The organism is Ensifer sp. ENS02, from assembly GCF_014851885.1.
Taxonomy (GTDB): domain Bacteria; phylum Pseudomonadota; class Alphaproteobacteria; order Rhizobiales; family Rhizobiaceae; genus Ensifer; species Ensifer adhaerens.
The window spans coordinates 273779-294616 of the sequence record NZ_JACVAO010000005.1; the positions used below are offsets into that span (position 1 = coordinate 273779).

General features: G+C 61.7%; 16 protein-coding genes and 3 pseudogenes. 10 read left to right on the plus strand and 9 right to left on the minus strand.

Annotated elements, in window-relative coordinates:
• The first annotated feature begins 1 nt into the window (after position 1).
• From IB262_RS12955 to IB262_RS12975, 5 genes are all read left to right on the plus strand, one after another.
• Complete coding sequence (locus IB262_RS12955; RefSeq protein ID WP_113080013.1) at positions 2-1195, plus strand: amidohydrolase family protein; 1194 nt, start codon at positions 2-4, stop codon at positions 1193-1195.
• Positions 1192-2676: an amidohydrolase family protein gene (locus IB262_RS12960; RefSeq protein ID WP_192493640.1), complete on the plus strand. Its 1485-nt coding sequence runs from the start codon at positions 1192-1194 to the stop codon at positions 2674-2676. The genes IB262_RS12955 and IB262_RS12960 overlap by 4 nt, the downstream gene beginning before the upstream one ends.
• The gene (locus IB262_RS12965; RefSeq protein WP_034797922.1) at positions 2673-3659 is read left to right on the plus strand and encodes an ABC transporter ATP-binding protein; all 987 of its coding nucleotides are present in this window, start codon (positions 2673-2675) and stop codon (positions 3657-3659) included. Before IB262_RS12960 ends, IB262_RS12965 begins: the two co-directional genes overlap by 4 nt.
• The gene (locus IB262_RS12970; protein WP_234798773.1) at positions 3656-4636 is read left to right on the plus strand and encodes an ABC transporter ATP-binding protein; all 981 of its coding nucleotides are present in this window, start codon (positions 3656-3658) and stop codon (positions 4634-4636) included. Before IB262_RS12965 ends, IB262_RS12970 begins: the two co-directional genes overlap by 4 nt.
• 283 nt (positions 4637-4919) lie before the next feature.
• Entirely contained in the window at positions 4920-5564 is a 645-nt protein-coding gene (locus IB262_RS12975) for a DUF480 domain-containing protein (protein ID WP_192493641.1), read from the plus strand.
• 64 nt (positions 5565-5628) lie between these two features.
• Here IB262_RS12975 and IB262_RS12980 read toward each other — a convergent pair whose 3' ends face one another.
• Both IB262_RS12980 and IB262_RS12985 read right to left on the minus strand, forming a co-directional pair.
• Positions 5629-6360 carry an aspartate/glutamate racemase family protein gene (locus IB262_RS12980; RefSeq protein ID WP_060582932.1) on the minus strand — a complete coding sequence of 244 codons (732 nt, stop codon included), beginning with the start codon at positions 6358-6360 and terminating at the stop codon, positions 5629-5631.
• A 3-nt stretch (positions 6361-6363) separates the two neighbouring features.
• A complete protein-coding gene (locus tag IB262_RS12985; protein ID WP_192493642.1) occupies positions 6364-7008 on the minus strand; it encodes a flavin reductase family protein in 645 nt (214 codons plus the stop codon).
• Positions 7009-7200: 192 nt separating this feature from the next.
• Between IB262_RS12985 and IB262_RS12990 the strand changes: the two genes are divergently transcribed.
• Complete coding sequence (locus tag IB262_RS12990; protein WP_060521105.1) at positions 7201-7887, plus strand: GntR family transcriptional regulator; 687 nt, start codon at positions 7201-7203, stop codon at positions 7885-7887.
• Positions 7888-7956: 69 nt separating this feature from the next.
• Positions 7957-8784, plus strand: a complete 828-nt coding sequence (locus tag IB262_RS12995) for a bifunctional allantoicase/(S)-ureidoglycine aminohydrolase (RefSeq protein ID WP_192493643.1) — start codon at positions 7957-7959, stop codon at positions 8782-8784.
• Positions 8785-8917: 133 nt separating this feature from the next.
• On the opposite strand, the gene IB262_RS13000 is transcribed toward IB262_RS12995, so the two are convergent.
• Positions 8918-10726: an ABC transporter ATP-binding protein/permease gene (locus IB262_RS13000; RefSeq protein ID WP_034797910.1), complete on the minus strand. Its 1809-nt coding sequence runs from the start codon at positions 10724-10726 to the stop codon at positions 8918-8920.
• A gap of 236 nt (positions 10727-10962) precedes the next feature.
• Here IB262_RS13000 and IB262_RS13005 point away from each other — a divergent pair, with 236 nt between their 5' ends.
• On the plus strand, positions 10963-11811 hold the full coding sequence (locus IB262_RS13005) for a methyltransferase domain-containing protein (RefSeq protein ID WP_113080008.1): 849 nt from the start codon (positions 10963-10965) through the stop codon (positions 11809-11811).
• 31 nt (positions 11812-11842) lie between these two features.
• A complete protein-coding gene (locus tag IB262_RS13010) occupies positions 11843-13321 on the plus strand; it encodes an aspartate aminotransferase family protein (RefSeq protein WP_192493644.1) in 1479 nt (492 codons plus the stop codon).
• Positions 13322-13347: 26 nt separating this feature from the next.
• Here IB262_RS13010 and IB262_RS35950 read toward each other — a convergent pair.
• The 5 genes and pseudogenes from IB262_RS35950 to IB262_RS13030 all read right to left on the minus strand — a co-directional run.
• Positions 13348-13653, minus strand: a pseudogene (locus IB262_RS35950) (hypothetical protein); the annotation flags it as partial.
• A gap of 92 nt (positions 13654-13745) precedes the next feature.
• Complete coding sequence (locus tag IB262_RS13015) at positions 13746-14879, minus strand: SGNH/GDSL hydrolase family protein (protein WP_250806612.1); 1134 nt, start codon at positions 14877-14879, stop codon at positions 13746-13748.
• A 453-nt stretch (positions 14880-15332) separates the two neighbouring features.
• Positions 15333-15476, minus strand: a pseudogene (locus tag IB262_RS13020) (IS3 family transposase); the annotation flags it as partial.
• Positions 15477-16090: 614 nt separating this feature from the next.
• Positions 16091-17290, minus strand: coding sequence for a glycosyltransferase family 4 protein (locus IB262_RS13025; RefSeq protein WP_089044820.1), 1200 nt, complete (start codon positions 17288-17290; stop codon positions 16091-16093).
• 181 nt (positions 17291-17471) lie between these two features.
• Positions 17472-17939: a hypothetical protein gene (locus IB262_RS13030; protein WP_162728869.1), complete on the minus strand. Its 468-nt coding sequence runs from the start codon at positions 17937-17939 to the stop codon at positions 17472-17474.
• Positions 17940-19071: 1132 nt separating this feature from the next.
• On the opposite strand from IB262_RS13030, the pseudogene IB262_RS13040 reads away from it, so the two are divergent.
• A pseudogene (locus IB262_RS13040) lies at positions 19072-19397 on the plus strand (pyridoxal-dependent decarboxylase); the annotation flags it as partial.
• Between the two features lie 88 nt (positions 19398-19485).
• Here the strand turns inward: IB262_RS13040 and IB262_RS13045 are convergent.
• Positions 19486-20739 (minus strand): S41 family peptidase, encoded by a 1254-nt coding sequence (locus tag IB262_RS13045; RefSeq protein ID WP_246802639.1) that lies wholly within the window; start codon positions 20737-20739, stop codon positions 19486-19488.
• Positions 20740-20838 lie beyond the last annotated feature (99 nt).

Genomic DNA, 20838 nt, shown 5'->3' on the forward strand with positions numbered 1-20838 from the left:
GATGTCCAATCTCCTGATCCGTAACGTCAGGCCCAACGCCGGCGAAGCGACCGACATCCTGGTGCGCGACGGCAAGATCGCCGCCTTCGGCAAGGGCCTCGCCGCCGATGGCGTGGCCGTGGAAGACGGCAACGGTCATATCGTGATCTCCGGTCTGATCGAGGCGCATACCCATCTCGACAAGTCGGTCTGGGGCATGCCCTGGCACGTCAACGCCAAGACCGCAACGCTGCGCGAACGCATCGATTTCGAACGCGAAAAGCGGCTGGAAATCGGCATTGATCCGCACCGTCAGTCCATGCGCCAGGCGATCATGCTCGCTGCCAATGGCGCAAGCCACATCCGCAGCCATGTAGACATCGACACCACCCACGGCCTTCGGCTGATGGAAGGCATCATCGAGACCCGCCAGGTGCTGAAAGATGTCATCGATATCGAGATCGTCGCATTCCCGCAGTCGGGCCTCGTCACGCGGCCCGGCACTGTCGAGTTGCTCGACAAGGCTCTGAGCAATGGCGCTGAAGTCCTTGGCGGCATTGATCCTTGCGGCATCGATCGCGACCCAAAGGGCCATCTCGACGCGATCTTCGGCCTTGCCGAAAAACATGGAAAGCCGATCGACATTCACCTGCATGAGCAGGGCGAACTCGGCGCCTTCAGCATGGAGATGATGTTCGAGCGCATCCGCGCGCTCGGCATGCAGGGCAAGGTCGCGATCAGCCACGCCTTTGCGCTCGGCGCACCGGATTATCTGCGCGTCGGCGGTCTCATCGAACAGATCGCCGAACTCGATATCCGTATCGTCACGACAGGCTCTCCGTCTTCGACCGTGCCTTCGATCCTGCGTCTGAAGGATGCCGGCGTGAAGGTTGCTGCCGGCTGCGACGGTATCCGCGACACCTGGGGTCCGTGGGGCCAACCCGACATGATGGATCGCGCCCGCATCCTCGGCATGAAGAACGGCCTGCGCCGCGACGTCGATCTCGAACATGCGCTTTACGTCTGCTCCAAGGGCGGCGCCGACGTCATGGATATCAAGGGATATGGCCTCGACGTTGGCTGCGATGCCGATTTCACCCTGCTCATCGGCGAGACGCTGGCGCATGCCGTCGTCGACGTCGCGCCGCGGCCGCTGGTCGTCAAGCGTGGCCGCGTCGTCGCCCGCAACGGCGTTGCGGAGGTGGCGATCCCATGACCAACATCAAGGATTTGACGCTCGGTGAGCGCGCCGAAGGACGCACGCTTCTGACAGCGCAATGGGTTCTCGGGCACCGCGACGGTTCGCACCGGCTGATCCCGAACGGCGAAGTCGTCATCGAGGGCGGCACGCTGCTCTATGTCGGCCCACGTTTCGAAGGAGAGGTGGCACGCCGCATCGATCTCGGCGCAGCCATGATCAGCCCCGGGCTCATCGACCTCGATGCGCTGTCTGATCTCGACACGACGATCTTAGCGATCGACCATCAGCCTGGTTGGGCCAAGGGTCGCGTCTGGCCGCTGAGCTACATCGAGCGCGGCCCCTATGAGATGTACACGCAGGAGGAGCTGGCGTTCCAGAAGCGCTTCGCCTTCGCGCAGCTTCTCTTGAATGGCATCACCACCGCAGCGCCGATCGCCTCGCTTTTCTATCGCGAATGGGGCGAGACCGTTGCTGAATTCGCCGCCGCATCCGACGCCGCAGGTGACCTGGGTCTTCGCGTTTATCTGAGCCCGGCCTATCGCGCCGGCGGCATGATGGTGACGGCGCCGGGTCAGCTCGAAGCGATCTTCGACGAGGCAAGGGGTCTGAAGGGCCTTGACGACGCGATTGGCTTCATCCGTGACCATGAAGGTCGCCATGGTGGCCTGGTGAAGGGCCTGCTGGCTCCCGACCGGGTGGAAACTTGCACCGAGAAACTGCTGGTGCGCACCGCCGATGCGGCGCGCGACCTCAATTGCCCGATCCGGCTTCATGCTGCGCAGGGCACGATGGAGGTCGACACCGTCCGCCGCCTGCATGGCAAGACGGCGCCGGAATGGCTGGCGAGCTTCGGTTTCTTGAGCGACCGGCTGATTGCGCCGCATGCGACCCAGGCGACCGACAACGATCTGCGTCTCTATGCCGAAAACGGTGTGAGTATCGTGCACTGCCCGCTGGTTTCGGCCCGCGGCGGCAGCACGCTCAACTCGTTCCGCTCGGTCAAGGCGCGGGGCGTCAATATTGCCATGGGCACCGATACGACGCCGCCGGACATGCTGATGAACCTACTCGTCGGCCTGATCGCTGCCCGCGTCGTCGAAGGCGACCCGTCAGCCGTCAGCTGCGCCGATCTCTTTGATGCTGCGACACTTGGCGGCGCCAAGGCCCTCGGTCGCTCGGATCTCGGTCGCCTGGAAACGGGCGCCCGTGCCGATATTGCCGTGTTCGATCTCATGGACCATCACATGGCGCCGGCGATCGATCCGATCACGACGCTCGTCGTCGGTGGTTCCGGACGCGTCACCAAGGCGGTCTTCGTCGATGGCCGTCTGTCGATGCGCGATGGCGAGGTGGAAGGCTTCGACATGAACGCGGCACGCGCGCAGGCACAGGTCCAGTTCGATGGCCTGATTGCCAAGTATCCGGAGCGGAGCTTCGGTCACCCGCCTGTCAGCGAGATCTTCCCGCCGAGCTACCCATTGGAGGTGCAGCGATGACTGAACATACCTCATCGGCCGTGCTCGACGTGCGCGGTCTCTGCGTCGAATTCCCTGGCCGCCATGGAACAGTGCAGGCGCTATCCGACGTTTCGCTCAGCATTCGCCCCGGCGAAATTCTTGGCGTCGTTGGTGAATCCGGCGCCGGGAAGTCGATGACCGGTCTTGCCGTCCAGGGTCTTCTGGAGCCGCCTGGCCGCATTTCCGGCGGCGAGGTCTGGGTCGGCGGCCGCCGCATCGACCAGCTCGACGACAAGCAGATGCAGCAGGTGCGCGGCCGTCAGATCGGTGCGATCTTCCAGGATCCGTTGACCTCGCTGAACCCGCTCTTCACCGTCGGGGCGCAGCTTGTTGAGACCATCCGCCTTCACCTGAAGCTTTCCAAGGCCGATGCCAAGGCGCGGGCGATCCAGCTCCTGAAGGAAGTTGGCATTCCGGCGCCCGAGGCACGCTATGACCACTATCCGCATCAGTTCTCGGGTGGCATGCGCCAGCGCGTCGTCATTGCCCTGGCACTTGCCGCGGAACCGAAGCTGATCATCGCCGACGAACCGACGACGGCGCTCGACGTCTCGATCCAGGCGCAGATCACCTCGCTGCTTCGCCGTCTTTGCGATGATCACGGAACGGCGGTCATGCTCGTCACCCACGACATGGGCGTGATTGCCGAGACGGCCGATCGCGTCGCGGTCATGTATGCCGGGCGGCTCGTCGAAATCGGCCCTGTCGCCGAGGTGCTGAAAAACGCCCGTCATCCCTATACGCGGGGCCTGATGGGCTCGATCCCGGCGCTTGGCCGCCGCGTCGAGCGGCTGAACCAGATCGACGGTTCCATGCCGCGGCTGAACGCGATCCCCGCCGGCTGCGCCTTCAACCCGCGCTGCCCGGATGCCGGGCCGCGTTGCCGCAAGGATCGGCCCGAACCGGCGCCGGTCGGGACCGGCGTCGCCGCATGCTGGCTCAATGCAGGAGGAGTGCTATGAGTGATGCCCTGACGGTCAACGACCTGACCTGCAATTTCGACGTTTCGGCACCCTGGCTGAACCGCGTCATCGAGCGCAAACCGCGGCAGTTCGTGCGCGCCGTGGACGACATCAGCTTCAGCGTGCCCATGGGCGGCTGTCTGAGCCTCGTCGGCGAATCTGGCTGCGGCAAGTCGACGGTGGCGCGGCTGGTCACAGGTCTTTATCGCGCCAGCGAAGGCGAGGTGCGGTTTGCACCGAGCAAGAACGGCGAGCCGCTCTCGGCCCAAATGATCTTCCAGGATCCCTATGCAAGCCTCAATCCGCGCTGGCGGGTGCGCAACATCATCGCCGAACCGCTGCGCGAGTTGAAGCTGCGCAACTCCGAAGCCGAGATCATGGACCGGGTCGGCGAACTGCTGACGATCGTCGGCCTTGCGCCCTCGGACGGTGCCAAGTTCCCGCACGAGTTTTCGGGAGGCCAGCGCCAGCGTATCTCGATTGCCCGCGCGCTTGCCGGCGAGCCGGAGTTCCTCGTCTGCGACGAGCCGACCTCGGCGCTCGACGTGTCGGTCCAGGCGCAGATCCTCAACCTCATGCGCAAGCTGCAGGACGAGATGGGGCTGACCTATCTGTTCATCAGCCACGACATGAGCGTGGTTCGCCACATGTCGGACCGGATCGCCGTGATGTATCTCGGACGCATCGTCGAGGAGGCAGACACCGAGACGCTCTTTGCCAATCCGAGGCATCCCTATACCCAGCTGCTGCTGGAGACGATCCCGGATATTACCCATCCAAAGCGCGGGCGCAGCATTGCGGCGAGCGAAGTGCCGAGCCCGCTGAACCCGCCGTCCGGCTGTACCTTCCATCCGCGTTGCCCGTTTGCAGACCAGCGCTGCAAGAGCGAGCGGCCGGAGATGCGCAGCTTCGCTGACGGCTCGCGTGCCGCCTGCCACCGCATCGAAGAAACTGTGAAGGCGATCAACGCAGCGTAACGCCCACCTCTTTCCCTGAAGACTTGGGCTCCGTGTCGTACCAGTCGCGGAGCCTCTTTTTTGCCGCCGACGATTTTCAGTATTTGCGCCAAGCAGTTCGCATGCCCCTTTCGCATCGCTGTCGTGGGGCAAGTGCTAGGCTGCTAACCGGAATTCAACGAAATAGACCGATGACCATTCCCGGGCTCCAACACTCACGTTAGGTTAGGGGCCAATGGTCGGACCGCTTCCCGCTCGGGACATCCGGCCGGGATCGAAATGCGTTGATTTGAAGAGTTGGCTTATGAACACCTCCGACACCGATTTCCCCGTCCTCAATGCCGTCGAAGCCCGCGTTCTCGGATGCCTGATCGAGAAGAAGGAAACGACGCCCGACGTCTATCCGCTGACGCTCAATTCGGCGCATTCGGCTGCCAACCAGAAAACGGCGCGCGATCCCGTCATGGCGCTCGAGCAGGTCGAGATCCACCGCGCTCTCTCGTCTCTGGGGCAGAAAGGGTTGGTCCGGCAAGCATTTGCCTCGCGGGTCGAGCGCTACGAGCACCTCGCAGCCAACCGCTTCTCGCTGACGTCGCCGCAGATCGTCGTGCTCGGCCTGCTTCTTCTGCGCGGCCCGCAGACGGCCTACGAGCTTTGGGCGCGCAGCGAGCGCATGGCGCGGTTCTCGTCGATCGAGGAGCTGAAGGACAATCTGGATCTGATGATGGGCCGCCGTCCGCCGCTCATCGTTCAACTGAACCGGGGTGCCGGCCAGCGCGAAGACCGCTTCGCGCATCTCTTGTGTGGTGAAGTCGAGCAGCCTGCCGAAAGGGCGGCCGTGTCGTCGGCGCCGAGCGGTTCGGCCCTATCGGCTCTCGAAGAACGACTGGAAGCGCTTGAGCGGAAGGTGGCGACGCTCGAGGAGCAGCTTGACGCCCTGACGCGCTGACAGCACGGCACCGGAAACAAAATGTCCCGGGCGCCATGTGCGCCCGGGACATATTCGGATGCGCTCAGCTGGCGTCGACCAGTCGGCAGGCCGGCGCTTCCTTGGCGCGCGGATAGTCGTACGCACCCACCTTCGAGGTGGCATAGCCGCCCCCGACCAGCGCCTCGGCAAGTTTCACGGCTGCCGTCACGCCGTCGATCACAGGCATGCCGGTACGCGCCTTCAGGCGGTCGCAGAGCTCAGACATACCCGCACAGCCAAGGATGATCGCTTCGGCGCCATCCTCCTGGCGTGCTTTCAGGATCTCCTGAACCAGCATCTCCTCGGTGTGGGCCAGATCCTCCTCCAGCGCGAGCACGGGCATGTCGACCGAGCGCACCTTGCGGCAGCGATGGCCGGCACCGTAGGCCTCGGCGAGGTCCTCGATGATCGGCACGGAGCGGGGCAGGGTGGTGATGATCGTAAAGCGGGTCGCGATGTTCATCGCGACCTGCACGGCCGCCTGACAGATGCCGATGACTGGACCGCGAGCGATCTCGCGTGCAGCGCCAAGTCCGGGATCGTCGAAGCAGGCGATTACATAGGCATCGATGCCGCGCGCTTCGCCTTTGCGGATTTCCGCAAGCATCGCTGGCACAGCCATCGCTTCGTCGGCATGGCCTTCGATGCTGGCTGGGCTCGATGTCGGGTTGATCGATTCGAGCTGGGTGTCGGATGCAGCGACGCGCTCGGCGCTGCGATGCGCCTGTTCGGTCATCGAGCGGGTGGAGTTCGGATTGATCAGCAGGATACGCATGGATCAGCTCGTCTTCCGCATGGCGTTTGCAAGGGGGGCATAGGCGGTAATGTCGGGCGTCGGCATGACGAACTGACGATCCGATGTGATGTAGTTGTTGGCGTGCAGCCGTGCGATCGGCTGGTATTGGGAGGGGTCGACGTAGCGGCCTTCCTCGTCGAGGCAGTCCTTACGCACGTGCATATGAACGACCTCGCCGAGAACGATGACGCGGCGGTCATATTCGATCAGCCGCTCAACGCGGCATTCCATCGAGCAGGGTGACTCGACGATACGGCGGGCGCCGACCTTGAGGCCGTCAGCCGCCGTCAGTCCGGCGATTGCCACTTCGTCGACATCCGGCTCGAAGGACAGGCCGCAGACCAGCATCTGGTCGGCGATCGCCATGTCCACCATGTTGACGACGAACTCGTTGGTGCGCCGGATATTGGCGACCGTGTCCTTCTCTTCCCCGTTCGGGCGGGTCTGGATACCGAGAATGACGATCGGCGGGTCGTGCGAGAAGACATTGAAAAAGCTCATCGGCGCGGCATTGTCCTGTCCGCTCGGCGAGAGCGTCGAGACCAGCGCGATCGGTCGCGGACCGATGAAGTTCGTCAGCAGGCGGTAACGGTCCTGGGCCGGCAGTTCTGTGAAATCGAAGTCCATCGGAGCTCTCAATTGGCGCCGCGGCCCGGTCTATTTGCCGGTCGCACGGTCGTGTTTAAGCGGTTGCCATTGCACATCAAGTTGCGGTACACAATATTGTCTACAATTTTGTAGTCAATATCTAACTGCAGCGGATGGAATTGACTTTGAGCGCCGCACGGCGAGAGTAAGCGAACGGCTAAGGGAGATTTCATGTATAACGCGGACGAAGTCGCCGGTGCTCCGACGGCGATCATTTGCGAGAAGATCTGGCTTGCGATTGCAGAGCGTCGGCTACGGCCGGGAACGCGATTGAAAGAAGAACAACTTGCCGAAATATTCTCCGTCAGCAGGGCTCGCATCCGCCAGGCACTGACCGCGCTCGAGCGCGATGGCCTGGTGACGATCATGCCGAACCGGGGCGCCTTCGTCTCCGAGCCTTCGGTAGACGAGGCACGCGATGTCTTCGTTGCCCGCAGGGCGATCGAACAGCGGGTCGTCGAGCGGCTTTGCGAGCGCGCCAATCCCAAGGATATCGTCCGGTTGCGCGCCCATATCGAAGAGGAGCGCATTGCCGGCCGATCCGGCAATCTCTCTGATATCGTTCGGCTTTCCGGTGGTTTCCACCTGTTGCTCGCGGAACTTTCGGGGTCTGCCTTCCTCTTCGGTATCCTGCGCGACCTCGTGTCCCGGACATCCCTGATCACCGCAATGTACCGGTCGAACCACCTGCACAATTGCGGACCGGACGAACATCTGGCCGTGGTCGAGTACATCGCGTCACGCGACGTCGCGAGCGCGATCAAGGAAATGGCCGAGCACCTGAACCACGTCGAAGCGGAGCTGGACCTGGACGAGGAGAAAGACCAGCCCCGCGATCTTCGCACCGCATTGCTTTGATGCGGCGCGCGCGACCCATTGCACCGCACTTTAGAGGAGGCGGTGCCTGCAAGCAGACTGAAGGAAGATATGACCAACCGTAGTTACTATGCACCGCATGGCGGCAACCCGCCCCAAACCCAACTCCTTTCGGATCGCGCGGTCTTCACCGAAGCCTATGCGGTGATTCCGAAGGGGACGATGATGGACATCGTCACCAGCTATTTGCCGTTCTGGGACAAGACCCGGCTGTGGATACTGTCCCGGCCGCTCTCCGGTTTTGCTGAAACATTTTCACAATATATCATGGAAATCGCTCCGGGCGGCGGCAGCGACCGGCCGGAACTCGACGAAGGCGCCGAGGGCGCGATCTTCGTCGTCGAGGGCGAATTGACCATCACGCTCGACGGTAAGGCGCATAAGATGCAGCCGGGCGGCTTCGCCTTCATTCCGCCGGCGAGCAACTGGACCGTTCGCAACGGAAGTGAAGCGATCGTTCGCTTCCACTGGGTGCGCAAGGCTTACGAGTACGTCGATGGCCTGTCCGCGCCGGAGGCCTTCTTCACCAACGAGGCCGAAATCACCCCGTCGCCGATGCCGGGCACGGAAGGCAAGTGGGCAACGACCCGCTTCGTCGACCCGACGGACCTGCGCCACGACATGCACATGACGATCGTCACCTTCGAGCCCGGCGCGATCATTCCCTTTGCCGAGACGCACGTGATGGAACACGGCCTTTATGTGCTCGAAGGCAAGGCCGTCTACCGGCTCAATCAGGACTGGGTCGAGGTCGAGGCCGGCGATTACATGTGGCTGCGCGCTTTCTGCCCGCAGGCCTGCTATGCTGGCGGTCCGGGCAAGTTCCGCTACCTGCTATACAAGGACGTGAACCGCCACATGAAGCTGAAATCACGCTGAGTAGTTCACCTTAGGCCAAGAAAAACCGCGCATTCCAGGGATTGCGCGGTTTTTCTTTTTTTTCCGCCAGATAAAGCCGTTTCCAGATCCTGGCTCTCAACGCTTCGCCGTTTGCCAACCGTGGACCGGACTATCAGTCCACCAGTTGCGGATCGGCCGGCTGCAGGCTGCGCGGCTGGAGACGCCTGAGCGTGTTGCCGGTCGGGTTCTTGTCGAGGTGGAGCACGCGGGTAAAGAAGTCGCTGCCGCGTTCGGTGCGTCCGATGTTGACGATCGCAACACCTTGAAGCTCGTCGTCCATGAACTTCAGCACGCGCTGGTAGGCGTCGTCCTCAAGGGTATCGAGCGCTTCGTCGATGATCAGCCAGCGCGGCTTGTGCAGGCTGAGCCTAGCGATGGCGAGGAGGCGCTGCTCGGCCTCGCTGAGGTTCATCTGCTTTCGCGCATCCTGGTCGAGCCGGCCGCTCAGCCGACCAAGGCCGACCTTCGAGAGAACGGCGGCGAGTTCGCCCTTGCTGTAGGTATCGGGCGGGCTCGGATAGGCGAGCACTTCTCCAAGCGTGCCCGGCGGGAAATAGGGAGACTTCGGCACAAAGGCGAGGCCGTCGTCGACCGGCAGTGCAATGCGGCCGTGCCCCCAGGGCCAGAGCCCGGCGATCGCGCGGAAGAACGGCGCCTTTTCGACCTCAGGCGCGCCGGTGACGAGCACGCGTTCGCCCGGATCAATGGTGACGCTCGGCTCGCGAAGCTGGATGCAGCCGGTCGGCGAGACGATTTCGATGTTGTCGAAGCTCATCTGCGGCGTATCGGAGGTCCTGAAGTCGATGCGCTTGTCGCCCTCATGCCGTTCGTCGGTCATCAAGAGCGCCGAGCGGAAGGCGGCGACGCGCAGCAATGTGGCGCGCCAGTCGGCGATCGCGCCGATATTATCGACGAACCAGCGCAGCGACGCATGCACCTGATTGAAGGCGCCGACGGCCATCATCAACCCACCGAAGCTGAGGTCGCCGGCGAAATAGACTGGTGCGGCAATGACGATCGGTGCGACGACGGTGATCCAGCCATAGCCGCCGGTCACCCAGGTGAGCCGCGTAACCGCACGCAGCAGGCCGTAGCTGATCTCGAGCACCGAGGCGAGGTCGCGCTGCAGCCGCTTTTTCTCATTGGCCTCGCCTGATGAAAGCGAAACGGCCTCGATATGTTCGTTGACGCGCATCAGCGAGAAGCGCAGCGCCGCCTCCCGGGCATAGTGTTCGCCATTGAGCGCCACCAGAGGCCGGCCGACGAGCCAGCTCAGCCAGGAGGCGGTGCCCGCATAGAGGATCGCGGCCCAGACCATGTAGCCGGGAATGTCGAAGGAATAGCTCGCGACATGGAAGACGAAACCGTCGGACAGTGACCACAGCACGCCGATAAAGCTCACCAGCAGAATACCGGATTGGAAGAGGCCGATCGAAAGTCCGGCCGAGAGATCGGTCAGGTGGCGCGCGTCCTCATGGATGCGCTGGTCCGGGTTGATGCCGATGGCGCCGGCATTCGCCAGCCGGAACGCGCGCGTCGGGCGCATCCATTCGGTGATCAGGTCCTGGGTCAGGCCTTCGCGCAAGCGCAGCTTGATGACCTGGCCGAGCCAGGTTTGCAAAACATTGAGAACGAGGAGCACGCCGGCGATCTGGGCGAAGACGACGAGCTGATGGAGAAAGGCCGGAAGGTCGCGTCGCTCGAGCGTGTCGTAGAACGGCTTGTACCATCGGTTGAGGATGATCTGACCAAAGGCTGTCACAACGATGACAACGATGATGCTTATGCTCAGCCAGATGATCTTGTTGCGCAGTGGCGAGGCCATGAAGGCCCGATGCATCATCCGCAATTGATCACCGAGGGATTGTTCGTCGCTGGGTTCTATCCGGCCGCTATTTTTGCCGTTCGTCCGGTTCGACATCGGTGCGAATCTCTCCTTCCCGGTCTCCTCGAGTAGAATATAGCCTGCCTTACCCTCTCTCCCTAGCGCGGATTGTCTGCGCCCACATGTAACCGCGGTCACAGGGCGGATCGTAAAAACCGTGACAATGCGGCACACTGCCCGAATTGCGGCGGGAAAGTTGAATTGCAACCCTCCGCAGAGGGTCCATAGTTTCGTGAGCGAGGTCGGAACACGGCACCGAGGGAGGAGCCTGCATGTCGGCGCATCTCGATCAAATCCGCGATCAGCAAAGAGAGACCTGGGACCGCTTCTCCGCCGGTTGGAAGAAGTGGGACGCACTGGTGCTTGGATGGCTCGCCCCCTTCGGCGAGGCAATGATCCGGCAGGCGGCCATCAAGGACGGCGACCGGGTGCTTGACGTCGCTGCGGGAACTGGAGAACCAGGCCTGACGGTGGCGGCGTCGATACCGAAGGGCCGCGTGACTGTCACCGACCTTTCAGAGCGCATGTTGCAGGTGGCGACGGAGAACGCCAGGCATCGCGGTCTTACGAATTTCGAAACGAGGGCCTGCGACGCTGGCGCCTTGCCGTTTCCGGAAGCAACATTCGACGCCGTCCTCTGCCGGTTCGGTTTCATGTTTTTTCCCGACGTTGCAGCGGCAGCCCAACAGTTGACGAGGGTCGCAAAGCCCCAGTCGCGTGTATGCGCTGCCGTGTGGGGTGCACCGGAAAAGAACGCCTGGGCAACGACGATCATGGCGACGATCGCCCGGCACGTCGACATGCCGAAGCCTCCGGCCGGCGCGCCCGGCCTGTTTCGCTGCGCGTCTGCAGGCCTGATGAAGGCCGTTTTCGAGGATGCGGGATTGCACGACATCCACGAGGAGGAGGTCACCACCACGATGGTCCACGAGACCCCGGAGGACTACTGGGCCTTCATGACCGAGATCGCCGCACCCGTCGTCGCCGGACTGGCACAGGCGGATGATCAGACGCGCAACCGCATCCGCAGCGAGGTTCTCGATCTGGCAGGCCAGGCGATCCGGGCGGGCAAGGTGGAACTGTGCGCGACGGCAACGATCGTCGCCGGCACGCGACCATAGCAGAAGGGAACGACGGGGAGGGGAGGTTTCCATGGACAAGCGATCGGCAGCGTCCAGCAGGGTGGAGGAAACGCTCGACCCGCAAGACTGGGCTGAATTGCGGGCTCTGTCGCATCGCATCGTCGACGATGCGATAGACTATCTCAGCCAGGTCCGGGAACGGCCGGTATGGCGCAACATGCCCGATATGGTGCGGGAGAGCTTTTCTGCCCCGCTTCCCAGGACACCAAAGCCGCTCGAAGAGATCTACGCGTCGGTCGCGGAAAACGTGCTCGGCTATCCCATGGGCAACATCCACCCCCGCTTCTGGGCCTGGTACATGGGGTCGGGAAACTTCACCGGGGCGCTTGGCGAATTTCTTGCTGCCGTCCAGGGGTCGAACGTCGGCGGCGGCAACCATGCCGCCGCACTCATGGACCAACAGGTCGTCAATTGGTGCAAGGAAATGCTGGGGTTTCCGACGACGGCCAGCGGCACGCTCGTCAGCGGCGGCTCGGTCGCCAACATTGTCGGCCTGACGGTTGCCCGCAACGTCAAAGCCGGGATCGATGTGCGTGCGCATGGCATCGGCGATCGGCCGCTCTGCTTCTACGGTTCGGACCAGAGCCACAGTTGCCATCGCAAGGCGGTGGAACTGTTCGGCCTCGGCGACCGCGCCCTCCGGCGCGTTGCGACGGATGCCGAGTTGCGCATCGATATCGCGGCCTTGCGCCGTGCGATCGAGCAGGATCGCGCGTCCGGTCGGCTGCCCATCTGCATCATCGCCAATGCCGGAACGGTGAATACCGGCGCCATCGATGACATCCAGGCTCTCGCCGATCTGGCTGCAGAGTTTGGCCTCTGGCTCCACGTCGACGGCTGTATCGGCGCTCTGCTCCGGATCGCGCCCGAGAATGCCTGGCGTGTCGCAGGCATCGAAAGGGCAGATTCCATCGCGCTGGACCCGCATAAATGGCTGCATGCGCCCTTCGAGGCAGGCTGCGTCCTCGTTCGCGATGCGGCCGCGCACCGCGGCACCTTCGCCGTTACGCCGGAATATCTGGAGTCAACCGTGCGGGGTCTCGCTTCGGCGCCCTGGCTCTATGACTATGGCCTGCAGACGTCGCGTGGTTTTCGTGCCCTGAAAATCTGGGTGTCGCTGATGGAGCACGGCATCGAGAAGTTTGGCCGCCTCGTCGACCAGAATGTTGCTCAAGGCCATTATCTGAGCGGCCTCGTCGAGGCAGAGCCCCAACTCGAACTCGTGGCGCCGACCAACATCAACATCGTCTGCTTCCGTTACCATCCGGAGGAAATGACGCCTGAGCGATTGAAGGCAGTGAACACGGAAATCATGCTGCGGCTTCAGGACGAGGGGACCGCCGTCATCTCCGACACGACGGTACACGGCAAGCATTGCCTGCGCGTGGCAGTCAACAATCACCGGACGCGACGGGAGGACCTGGACCTGTTTGTGCGCGAAGTTGTGAGACTCGGACGGGAGATTGTCGCAGGCGGCGGCATCGGCTGACACATAGTTCTGCGAGGCTCCAAGCGTCACCGGGTTGCGGCCGGTTCTTGCGCCGGCAGGGTTTCTGGCGCCGGCGCGGCTTGGAGCACGCGAACCATCTCAGCGATCGCGGCTTCCCGCTGCGGATCCTTGCCGGCCGCATAGGCAAGCGGAAAGGCCATCTGCACATCCGCGCGATGCCCACCCCCTCAAGCCTCAGCTCGTCGCCGATGACCGCATCCGAAACCGCCACTTCCAAGAGGCTGTCGTCCGGTAGCACATACGCACGCACGGCCGGCAAGCAAAGCACCGGCCATCCGCTCGCCGACCAGCGAGATCGCATGCTGCCGCAGCGTGTCTCTCCAACTTTTTGTTCTCACTGGGTACTGACGCGGCGTCGCCAGTCTGTTTGCCTGGCTGCAATGAAAGCTGAAAAACGACACCGCTAAGGTTTAATGTTGGCTACCGAAGGCACTACCCCGAGGTCCCGCAAATGGCGGGCCAAAATCGTGGCGGCGAATGCAGCGCCCCGGCTGTTGAAATGTCCGTCCGGCCCATAAAAGGTTTCTGGTTGGAGTTCTTTCTCGAGTGCTGACGTTAGATCGATTACGTCTACCCCTGCCGCGGAAGCGCTTCCCAGAACCCGAGTTCGCAGCGGTTCATACGCGTGCGCCGCGGACAGAGGTCCGATATATCGGTCGAGCTGCGGCACATAGACCAATGTGAATGACCCGCTCCAGCCCATCGCGATGGTCTTTGCTCTCCGGAGGGCTTCGCCAAACTCGGGAATCGCGGGCGTCGCTTTCGGAAAGATTAGGCCCAGTCGGGTGAAAGTTTGCTGCAGCGCGATGAAATTCCGAAGGATCTCAGTTTTTGTAAACAGGTCGGCGGCTGTTACTGGCCGGCTATTGATATCGTCCATCATCGACTTAGCGCGCTGCATCATCTCGTTCGCGGTTGAAGGCGTTCCAAAATCGGCGCTTTCGACGAGAGCCGGAAGCAGCCAGGGCCGCCCTAGTTCGGCTTGGAGGTTTTCCCAGTCATTGCCCTCAAAAAAGACCATAAAAACGTGGCGTGGTTTGAACATCGGGCCAAACCGCCCCAGCGTCGCCAGCTCTGTCAGCGGTCCGTTACCGCGAATTCCCATGCCGATGGCATGAACGCCTTTTCGGCGCAGCTGCGACACCATGTTTTCTTCCGGACGCAAACAAAAGCCCTCAACGAAAGAATCACCTAGCAACATCGATTCTAAATGCGTTGTCTCATACAGTGCATCTGGATTATTGAAGCCGTACCGATCGGCGCGGTAACTAACAATACTATCCGGTCCAGAGCAAAGCACGACCTGCGTCTTCGGGAAGCCTGACAGAATCGCTTCGCGCAATTTGGTTGCGCCGGATAGCTGGTTGAGCTGTGCGAGCGTGAATCCTCGGACCATGTCTTCCCGTTGCGCCATCGCCTCGCTTTGCTGCTGTGATAGCTGCCCGAGCATCGATAGACGAACCGGTATGGAGCGCAGGGTGAGCAGCGCCTCGAAGAGAAAAAGCCCCATCAGGACACTTAAGCCGTAGATACCCACGCCGGTTGCCACCCTTGGGGGAGCACGGAGTCCCACACAAAGGACGGTCAGCGCGAATGCCGTAGGGACGAGAACGTATCGCACGAGGAGGGGGCCGGTGGAGGCATACTCATCGAAATGCCAAACCGCGTAGACTGGGCTCAGCAGCCAATAGGATGCAAGTGCCCCACATAAGATCGCCGAAGTTTTTCTAGAACCCATCGCGCTAACGTCCGATTGGATAATTCTTTTAAATTTTCAGGTAACTCACTAAAGTCGTGTAGATATTTATTTACATATACTGCTCCCGAGCTTCTCTGACGAAGCGCCAGCGTGCGCCCCATTTCTCCAGGAGGAGTGAGCTATTAATACAGATTAGTTCCCTGGGAGATCCACTTTCTGCGCCAAACGGCGATGGATTCCGTTGTAAACCTCTATCCATCTATCGAGTTACGTGCTTGTCAGCGTCGGGAATGCGAGATGCGTATAGTCGCGTTTCAGGATTTTGACGAAAGCCTTCGACATACCGCTTGATTGAGGGCTGGCGACCGGCGTGAAGTGTGGGACCAGATTGAGGGCCTGAGCAGACGCCTTTGTTTCCCTTGCTGTGTAGGCAGATATTCGATGGAATGTGGAGCCATGCCTGCCACCGAAGCGTTTCTCGACTGCTTCCAACTACCGCCGCCCACGCGATGATCTGCCCATCAAACGCGTCAGTGGTGAACCGAGGCAGTCCGCAGGTGAACACCAGGCCATTGGACGGCGACGTCAAGTTGCGATCTCGAAGCTGCGCGCAATGATGAATGTGCTGATCTACTTTGGCCCTTCCCTTGACCTTCGTTTCCTTACGCATTCCATAGCCTGCCACAGTTCGAACAGGGGAATAGCTTGTGCTGCCGGGGGCCGGATTTATACCGTGGACGCGAATAGGTGACCGATGTCGACATGCGTGGCCTCTGTAACATCGATATTTACTTAAATAAGATTATATCGTGGGTTGCACGAGTCAAGGTGGTCGACGGACGTCGATGAATTGGAGGAAATCTCGGTGAATCCGTAGCGGGATGGTTTGAACAGAGCGACAGGCCATCCAAAGAGCGACCGAATTTTCCGCAATTGAGGGCACCGAGTTCTTGTCTGTGCTCTCAACAGAACAAGCGACCTCTTGGCGATGTCGATCTCGCATGCGCACTCCGCGCGGACTTCAACACTGGGCTCCCTGCAAGCGAGCATCAAGCGTCTAGCCGAAGACGGGGACGGCGCAGAATTTCGGTTTTGCGTCCGGCTGAGTGTTCTCGCGCCGCCAACGCGACGGTGTCCCATAGCGAAAGGATATGCTCGGCATCGTAGCGCCGGGCATTGGCTTCGGCTTTGGCGGAAAGGTGGGAGCGCAACGTCTCGTCGCCCATCAGGTTGGAGAGGGCTTCGGCCAGGGCGTTGATGTCGCCGTTTTCGACGAGGATGCCGTCGTCGCCGTTGGCGATCATGTCGGTCGGGCCCCATTCGCAGGCGAAGGAGACGACGGGAAGGCCTGCGGCCATGGCTTCGAGCAGGGCGATGCCCCAGCCTTCGTAGCGGGATGACAGGACAAAGAGGTCGGCGGTTTCGACCCAGAGGCCGGGTTTTGCGGTGACGCCGGGCATTTCCACCCGATCGGCCAACCCGAGCGCGTCACGCTGGGTTTCCAGCGCTTTTCTCGCCTCGCCTTCGCCCCAGATGACGAGCTTCCATTCGGGGTGGTCGCTGGCCACCTTGGCGAAGGCTTCGAGCAGCAGATCGAAGCCCTTTTGCTCAGTCAGGCGCCCGACGGCGGTGAGCACATTGTTGCCGCGCTTCTTTTGCCAGCCGTCGGGCAGATTGATCGCATTGGCGATCACGCAGCCGGAGCGGCGCACATTCGGCGGGAAATAATCCAGTGCGCCTTTGGTCATGGTCACCAGCGCAAAAGCGCGCGGGTAGAGGCGAAGCTGCAGCCATTTCCATAAGGGGCCAAAGGGCTGCACCGCGGGGTTGTTGCGCTCGGACACGATCACCGGAAGCCTGAGGCCTCGTGTTGCGAGCAGCGTCAACACGTTCGTGCGCGTCAGGAAGCTCAGCACGAAGTCGGGGCGGGTGCGGCTGATCGTCGAGCGCAGTCGGTAGAGCCGCCTTGCCACCAGCCAGGCGGCCCGCAGCTTGCCGGCCTTCTGAACCGGCACGTCAAGCCGCTCGATGGTGACGCGCGGATCGAGCCTGTAATAGGGTTCGGAGGTCGGCGCTTCGAGCGTAATCACCGTGACGGTGCAGCCGAGACAGGCCCAGTGGCTGGCAACGAGACTGACGACGTGCTCGGTGCCGCCGGCGCCGAGTGCAGGAACAATAATGGTTATGCGCGCGCCTGCGAGGTCCGCCACTCCGAGTCCTGCACTTTCGCTACTCTCAGCTCGTTTCAGTTATATTATGGCGTCCTTAAATTCGGCGCAATCGCTCTTTCGGAGCATTCAGACTGTCTCTTCCGCGGCCAAGAATATGCCGCCAGGGTAGGAGGTCTGGTTGTAGTAACGCCAAAAATCGCCGGGCTATTGAACGGAAAGCGCGGATTGACCTGGTAGCACAGCGCCCGCATTTGCACAGTCAGCGTCGCTCGCGTAGTTCGAAATTCGCCAGAAGCGCGATGTAGAGAAAAGCCCATCCGTGAAACAGCGCTGTGCAATAGATGACGTTGTAGCTAACGTTGGTCCAGACAGTCCCGATCTGGTCGCCATGCTCAATCAGCCCATGACTGAGGAAATCGACGCCGGCGTTGATCGCTCCGGCGCCGAGCGACAGGGCGGAGCCGAGCAGAAGCTTGAAGAGGATAGACTGGTCACGGAAGCGAAAGAGCACCGCCGCCATCGCATAGGACATGAGTGTTCCGCTCAGCATTAGGATGAGCGTGATCGGCAAGATCGCTATTGGGTCGTATCCGAGGGAAGCCCAGAGCGTGTTGCTGATGACGAACTGCATCAACTGGTAAAGGAACCCAAGGAAGAGCGTTGCCCGTCGAAGGCTTGCGGTATACTCCGCCCCTCTAGGTGAAACCGTGTCATTTTCTCGTGCCATGTGGGTATTATCCTTCAGGTCCATACGGTTGTCGACTGCCGCTTGTCGACGAAATCAAGCCGTTTGTAGCAAGCCGAATTCTCGCTTTCTGCGGGCGAAGGACGTCTGCTTTGCCGACGAGCCGGCCTTGAGTTGTCCAGAGATGCCTTCAAGATGTGCTTCTTCGGATGCGAAGTACGAGAGACCGCGATCCCTGGTCGACGGGCCGATACATAGATCTTTACGCGAGTAACTGTCCGGCAGCCCCTGCTTCGTTACCGCAATCTGGCGCGCGTTCGACAGGAGGTTAGCGACCAGAACTGCTTCGCAGCGGGATTCGACGGTAAATGCAGTCGATAAGTGGTCCCACAAACATCCGCTATGTCCGCCCTCAGCGCTATGCGCTGATCGCTAGACTGGGCGTTCGCGCATGGCGACGCCTCGCGCGTCGCCTGTTGAAATGATGTCGCGCAGTGCGGTAAAATAAGCTACACCTAATATATCGTAGCGCTGGTATCAGTTTGAATCATGAGACCTGACATTGTGGCAATTGGCGCGCCTGCTGGAGGGGTAGAAGGCGTCACGGATCTCGTTGGGCGACTGCCGGAAAACCTGTCGGCGGCCGTCCTAGTGGTTCTTCACCGCTCGCCATTCCCCGATAGCTTTCTGCCAGAGACTTTGAGGCGGGTGGCCCATTTGCGTGTTGTTGTTCCAATCGAGGGAGCTCCCCTTGAGATAGGGGCTTGCTTCGTCGGACCGCCGGACAAGCTCCTGACCGTCGGGTCCGGACCCCGCACGCACCTCCTCGCCGACGGATATTACCGAGGGTACACGATAGATGCGCTCTTTACGTCACTCGCCCATAGCGCCGGGAGACGGGTAATTGGTGTAACCCTTACAGGGCTGTTGAAGGATGGAAGGCTAGGACTGAGGGCCATTAAGGAGGCTGGCGGCACGGTGGTAGTGGAGGAGCCTAAAGCGACCGAGATCCCGGAAATCCACTTTGGTGCGTTTAAGAGCGAAATCGATTTCACTGGAACGGTTCCCGCAATTGCTGATTTTATTTGCGAACGGGTACGATCGGGCCGACAAAGCCCACGTGGGTTATGAAGTAGATCGCCTAGATCAGATTGAGAGCATTTAGGATGGAGGCATCGGGACGGATGCGGACCTGCGCATCAATATTGATGCCTTGCGCGGCGCGATCGCCAATGCCGGGACGGTGAACACGGGCGCCATTTCGATGACAGTCAAGCTCTCGCCGATCTGGCGACCGAGCAAGACCTCTGGCTCCACGTCGACGGCTGTTTCGGCGCCCTGTTTCGGATTGCGTCTGAGTTTGCCTGGCGCGTCGCAGGCATCGAAAGGGCAGATTCTGTCGCGCTCGATCCGCACAATTGGTTGTATGCCCCCTTCGAGGCGAGCTGCGTTCTCGTTCGAGATGCGGCCGCGCCCCGCGGCACCTTCGCCGTTACGCCCTGGACCTGTTAGTGAATGAAGTTGTCAGGCCCGGGCGGGAGATCGTCTCAGGCGGCGGCATCGGCTGACGCTATAGTCCTGCGGGGCGTCACCGGGTTGCGGCCGGTTCTTGCGCCGGCGCGGTTTCGGGCGCCGACGTGGCTTGGAGAACGCGAACCATCTCAGCGATCGCGGCTTCCCGCTGCGGATCCTTGCCGGCCGCATAGGCAAGCGGAAAGGCCATCTGCACATCCGGCGCGATGCCCACCCCCTCAAGCCTTAGCTTGTCGCCGATGACCGCATCCGAAACCGCCACTTCCAAGAGGCTGTCGTCCGGTAGCAAATAGGCACGACCGGCAAGCAGAGCACCGGCCGTCCGCTCGCCGACGAGCGTGATCCCGTGTTGCCGCAGCGTGTAGGCAAAGAGTTCGAGGCCGCTGCGGGTTCCGTTGTCGATCAGCGCGACCACAGGCTTTTGCCAGCGGAAATTGGCAAGCGTGGCTTCGCCCCGGCGTGGAATCAGCCGGAACGTCGGCGTACCACCGACCAGAAACTCGGCTGCGTCTGCCGGCCCGCCGCCCCAGCGTCCGCGCAGGTCGACGACGAGGCCTTCCGCATCCTTCAAGCGGCCGCTCGAAAGCGCCTCGGCGACGAGATTGAGCCCGTTTCGCGTGGAAAGGGTCCAGAGCCGCACATAGCCGACCTTCCGGCCGCCGGTCTCGACCAGTGCGATGCTCTCTTCGATCGCGCGCTCGAACATTTGAAGTGGTCGTAAGCTTTCGACCGGAACCTGCAGCGACAATGGCTCCGCATCGCGGTGGCGGCGGAGCCGAAGTTCGACCGTGCGGCCGACCTTGTCTTCGAAGGATCCGATCTCATGATAAGCCTGCCCGTCGACCGAAAGGATCTGGTCGCCAACGAGGAGGCCCGCCTTCTTTGCAGCCGATCCGTCATAAACATCGCTGACGAACCGCTGCCCATTCTTAACCGTCGTCACCATGCCGATGCCGGGATAGCGCGCGGCGCCATCCGGCGGAAAAAGACGCCGCATATCGTCACGGATGGCGAAGCGAAAAATGTCGGCGAGCTCGAAATAGTCGATCGTGTCGGCTTTGAAACGTCCGGTATGGGAAACCCCGAGACTTGCAAGGACGGACGCGATCGCCGCATCGACGCGGGAAGACGCGCTCGTCCTGGATAGTGCCGCAACGGGATCCGTGATCTCGGCCTGGGCGGTGGTATTGAAACGGTCGAGCGCCTTGCCGTCATAGAAGTTCGCGTTCACGAGTTCGATCACCCGGTCGAATGTCGGCTCGCCGGAGCGTGGCAGCTCCGCGGCCCACGCCATAGCGGCCGTCGACATGACGAGGCTGGCGATCAACGCTGTACACCTTAGTCTCGGCCGCATGGTCGTTGCTCCGGTTTCGCGCCGCCGATTATCGACAAAAGCGCGCGCACCTGC

Coding starts and splice junctions, on each gene's coding strand:
- IB262_RS13000 (WP_034797910.1), bottom strand. CDS start 10,726: ATGTCGAACCGGACGAACGGCAAAAATAGCGGCCGGATAGAACCCAGC.
- IB262_RS12960 (WP_192493640.1), top strand. CDS start 1,192: ATGACCAACATCAAGGATTTGACGCTCGGTGAGCGCGCCGAAGGACGC.
- IB262_RS12995 (WP_192493643.1), top strand. CDS start 7,957: ATGACCAACCGTAGTTACTATGCACCGCATGGCGGCAACCCGCCCCAA.
- IB262_RS12955 (WP_113080013.1), top strand. CDS start 2: ATGTCCAATCTCCTGATCCGTAACGTCAGGCCCAACGCCGGCGAAGCG.
- IB262_RS13030 (WP_162728869.1), bottom strand. CDS start 17,939: ATGGCACGAGAAAATGACACGGTTTCACCTAGAGGGGCGGAGTATACC.
- IB262_RS12990 (WP_060521105.1), top strand. CDS start 7,201: ATGTATAACGCGGACGAAGTCGCCGGTGCTCCGACGGCGATCATTTGC.
- IB262_RS12965 (WP_034797922.1), top strand. CDS start 2,673: ATGACTGAACATACCTCATCGGCCGTGCTCGACGTGCGCGGTCTCTGC.
- IB262_RS12975 (WP_192493641.1), top strand. CDS start 4,920: ATGAACACCTCCGACACCGATTTCCCCGTCCTCAATGCCGTCGAAGCC.
- IB262_RS13045 (WP_246802639.1), bottom strand. CDS start 20,739: ATGTCGACGGCCGCTATGGCGTGGGCCGCGGAGCTGCCACGCTCCGGC.
- IB262_RS13010 (WP_192493644.1), top strand. CDS start 11,843: ATGGACAAGCGATCGGCAGCGTCCAGCAGGGTGGAGGAAACGCTCGAC.
- IB262_RS13005 (WP_113080008.1), top strand. CDS start 10,963: ATGTCGGCGCATCTCGATCAAATCCGCGATCAGCAAAGAGAGACCTGG.
- IB262_RS12980 (WP_060582932.1), bottom strand. CDS start 6,360: ATGCGTATCCTGCTGATCAATCCGAACTCCACCCGCTCGATGACCGAA.
- IB262_RS12985 (WP_192493642.1), bottom strand. CDS start 7,008: ATGGACTTCGATTTCACAGAACTGCCGGCCCAGGACCGTTACCGCCTG.
- IB262_RS12970 (WP_234798773.1), top strand. CDS start 3,656: ATGAGTGATGCCCTGACGGTCAACGACCTGACCTGCAATTTCGACGTT.